Source organism: Mycobacterium heidelbergense (genome assembly GCF_050205645.1).
GTDB lineage: Bacteria > Actinomycetota > Actinomycetes > Mycobacteriales > Mycobacteriaceae > Mycobacterium > Mycobacterium heidelbergense_A.
This window is the reverse complement of record NZ_JBNMQT010000049.1, coordinates 1-3,418: the sequence shown is the minus strand read 5'-3', so window position 1 is coordinate 3,418 and position 3,418 is coordinate 1. Positions and strand designations below refer to the sequence as shown.

At 65.9% G+C, this 3,418-nt stretch carries 4 protein-coding genes and 1 pseudogene; all 5 read right to left on the bottom strand.

Annotation, left to right across the window (positions count from 1 at the left end; genetic code table 11):
• Nucleotides 1-96 (bottom strand): annotated as a pseudogene (locus ACQI5H_RS24460) (WXG100 family type VII secretion target); the annotation flags it as partial.
• 273 nt (nt 97-369) lie between these two features.
• Nucleotides 370-669 (bottom strand): PE family protein, encoded by a 300-nt coding sequence (locus ACQI5H_RS24455; RefSeq protein WP_076124307.1) that lies wholly within the window; start codon nt 667-669, stop codon nt 370-372.
• Between the two features lie 374 nt (nt 670-1,043).
• Nucleotides 1,044-2,261 (bottom strand): PPE family protein, encoded by a 1,218-nt coding sequence (locus tag ACQI5H_RS24450; protein WP_427081872.1) that lies wholly within the window; start codon nt 2,259-2,261, stop codon nt 1,044-1,046.
• A gap of 12 nt (nt 2,262-2,273) precedes the next feature.
• Entirely contained in the window at nt 2,274-2,573 is a 300-nt protein-coding gene (locus ACQI5H_RS24445; protein WP_427081871.1) for a PE family protein, read from the bottom strand.
• Nucleotides 2,574-2,722: 149 nt separating this feature from the next.
• A partial coding sequence (locus ACQI5H_RS24440; protein ID WP_427081870.1) for a PE/PPE C-terminal domain-containing protein occupies nt 2,723-3,418 on the bottom strand: 696 nt, incomplete at its 5' end.

The window sequence follows — 3,418 nt, the reverse complement described above, 5'->3', positions numbered from 1 at the left end:
CTTGCGCGCCTCATCGGCCACCGTCTGAGCGTGCATCTCAAAGCGGCCCGCCATAGCCCGCATCGCATGCGGGTCGGTCATAAAACGTGTTGCCATCTTGGCTATCTCCTTATTACTCAGTTATTTAGGTTTTGGTGTGATCGACGACGATGGCCGGACCGGTTACGCGGTGGCGCAACCGTCGAGCCGCATGGATGAAAATGATCCCCCCTTCGCGTCAGCCGGCGGCCACCGGACGCTCAACACGGTGAGACGGACGTCGAACCCTAACCGCGGCGTTGGAGTCGACGGAGTACTGCACTGCTGGAAGCTTGCCAAGGAATCCACTTCGGTGGGGGTCCGTCCAAAGCCTTAACGTGCGAGCGCTGGTCAGCCGGCGGCGACTGCGTTCGCTGCCTCCGTGGCGGCGTAAGAGCCGGAGCTCATGCCCAGGGTGTTGACGAACATCTCGTGAATCGCCGCCGCCTGGGCGCTGACCGCCTGGTACATCTGCGCGTGCGCGGCGAACTGAGCCGCGGTGAGCGCGGACACCTCGTCGGCAGCGGCGGGTACCACGCTCGTCGTCGGAGCCGCAGCAGCGGCGTTCTGGGCATTCAGAGTCGAGCCGATGCCCTGCAGGGTGCCGGCAGCAGCGGCCAAAGCCTCCGGCTGTGTCGTCACAAACGACATACTGTTCCTCCCTCGATTTATCCCCTACTCCCTGCAAGAGAGTAGATGACGGCGCCCCCGGAAACCGTCCTCCGAGGCCGCCTGTTCGCAAGTGTTCACGAAACGCTACTGCGAATTCATTTTTCGTAACGACACAGTAACAGCGATTGCCCCCGTTTGGGATGCTTACGGGCCTCTCACAGCAAAGCCCCTCCCCCCGGCCGGGCGAAAGCCTCCTGGCTGGTGCATTCGCGGGGGGTGTGGTGCTGATAGTCCCCGTTAAAAATCTTCCGGCGGATTAACTTGGGCCGGGCCCCAGCAACGATGACGTCGGGGGTGGGCCGGCCGCTGCGACGGCCGCGAGCAACCCCCCACCAGAGCGTCGACAAGGCGGTTTAGCCGGCGGAGAGGGGGCGGGCCATGACGGTGGGTTTGAAGCCGTAGCGTGGGCCTGCGCCGGCGCCGCGCACGGGGCCGCCGACTCCGGAGGCGGGTACGCCGCCCACCAGGTTGCCGGCCCCGGAGTCTGGTGCGGTGATGACTTCGCTGACCGGTACCGCCGAGATCGGTTTGGCGATCGAGGGGGCGGTGGCTCCGGGCCACGATTGTGGCACCGATAGCCCGGCGACGTGGGCGCCGTGGCCCAATCCGGCGGCCACCTGGCTGCCCCCGCCGCCCAGGGCAGCACCCAACCCGCCCAGGCCTTGGGCGGCACCGGTAGCGGCCTTGGCCGCCGCGGGCGCCGCACCACCGAGGATGCCCGCCGACTTGGCGATCTGCACAAAGCTGTTGCCCATACCAACGCTGAAGTACGGCAAACCCTCAGTGTTATAGAAGAAACCCGCGAAGGGCGCATAGCCATTGATAATCGCGCCGAGGTTGGTCGGTGAGGCGGTCTGGCCGGTCAACAAGAACCAGATCTCAGAAAACGGATCGGTGGCGGTGGTGGCATTGGCGGTCGGGTTGGCCAGGCTTTGCAACTGACTGGGCGTCGAGGTCACCGCCTGCTGCAGCGTGTTTTGCGCGGTACCCGCCGAGGTGCCCGCGGCCGTGGCCGTGGCGGAGGACTGCTTGGCCGAGGCCGAGGGGTCAGCCACCTGCGGGGCCGCGGTATAGGGGGTCACCTTGGTCGCGCTCGCCGACTGACCGGCATAGGTATACATCGCGGCGGCGTCTTGGGCCCACATCTCCCCGTATTGGGCCTCCAACTGGGCGATGACCCCGGTGTTTTGCCCCAACACATTGGTGGCCACCGCCTGGGCCAGCGTGGCCCGATTGGCCGCAATCAACGGCGGGGGCACCACCGAGGCAAACGCCTGCTCAAAAGCCGCCGCGGCCGCACTGGCCTGACTGGCGGCCTGCTCGGCCTGCGTGGCCGTGGTGCTCATCCAATCCACATAGGGCTGCACCGCCGCGGCCATCGACGCCGAAGCCGGGCCCAACCACTCCTCACTGGAAAGCTGAGTGACCACGTTCTCATACCCCAACGCCGCCGACTGCAACTCCGCGGCAAGGGCATTCCACGCCGAGGCCGCCGTCGTCAACGACGTCGACCCCGCACCGGCATACAACCGCGCAGAATTAACCTCCGGCGGCAACGCACCAAAATCAATCATCTCGACCCCTTAACCCGCCGCGGCCGCATTGGCGGCCTCTGTCAGAGCATATGACCCCGAGCTCATGCTCAAGGTGTTGACGAACATCTCGTGGACCGTGGCCGCCTGAGCACTGACCGCCTGATACATCTGCGCGTGTGCGGCGAACTGCGCGGCTGTCAGCGCCGAAACCTCATCGGCAGCCGCCGGCACCACCCCCGTCGTCGGGGCCGCCGCCGCAGCATTCTGGGCGCTCAACGTCGAGCCGATCCCCTGCAAGGTGCCGGCCGCCGCAGCCAGCGCCTCTGGCTGGGTAGTCACGAACGACATGTGGTTTCCTCCTCGATCACCTTCCGGCTCAAGACCTTCGGGATGTGGTTGCTAATAACGTTAAATTCGATCGCGGTCGCGGCGCTCCTTTGCCGCCGAATACTCGAGACCTGACGACTACTGTTCATGTGTTGGTCACCGGCATTTCTTTATCCTGCCGATGGTGGTCGGGTGAGTACGTTGTAGCGGAAGCCGTAGCGCACGCCGAGGTTGCCGGTGCGTTGGGCGCCGCGTCCGCCGACGAGGGGTACGCCGCGCATGGCGGCGTTGGTTCCCGCGGCGTTGGCGCTATCGGGGTTGAGTAATTGGGTGCTGACGAGTTTGGTGGCGGCTTGTTCTTCGGCGCCGGTCGCGCTGGCCCAGCTTTGTGGGACCGACAGCCCGCCGATTTTGGTGGCCGAGGACAGGCTTGCCGTGGGCAGGCCGCTCGGGTGAAAAGTCCATCCCCCGGCGCCCAATGCCGCGAACTGCGGTGTCGGAATGAACGCGCCTTGCGCGCCGGCCGTCGTTCCCACGGGTCCGTTGAACGTTTGCTGCGCAATGCTCGAGAAGAAGCTGGCGAGCCCGTTCGACTGATAGGGCAAGCCCGTCATTCGTTTCAGCACCGTGTCGTAGTTCGCGGGGACGAGTCCGAGCCAGTTGTTGGTGGGGGTGGGTAGGCCTTGGGTGGAGAGGTTGTCGAGCAGGTTTTGTAGCCAGGTGAACGGGCCGGTCGTGGTGGTGGCGGCGGTGGTGGTCTGGGTGGTGGGGGCGGTGCTGGCCGCGGCCAGTTGCGGGGTGACTGCGGCGACGTTTTGGGCGGAGTTGCCTGCTGGGGTGGCCTGGGCCTGGGCTACTGCCAGGGC

Bases quoted from the DNA above. Each gene is read 5' to 3' on its own strand.
- ACQI5H_RS24455 (WP_076124307.1), bottom strand. From the start codon at position 669: ATGTCGTTTGTGACGACACAGCCGGAGGCTTTGGCCGCTGCTGCCGGC.
- ACQI5H_RS24445 (WP_427081871.1), bottom strand. From the start codon at position 2,573: ATGTCGTTCGTGACTACCCAGCCAGAGGCGCTGGCTGCGGCGGCCGGC.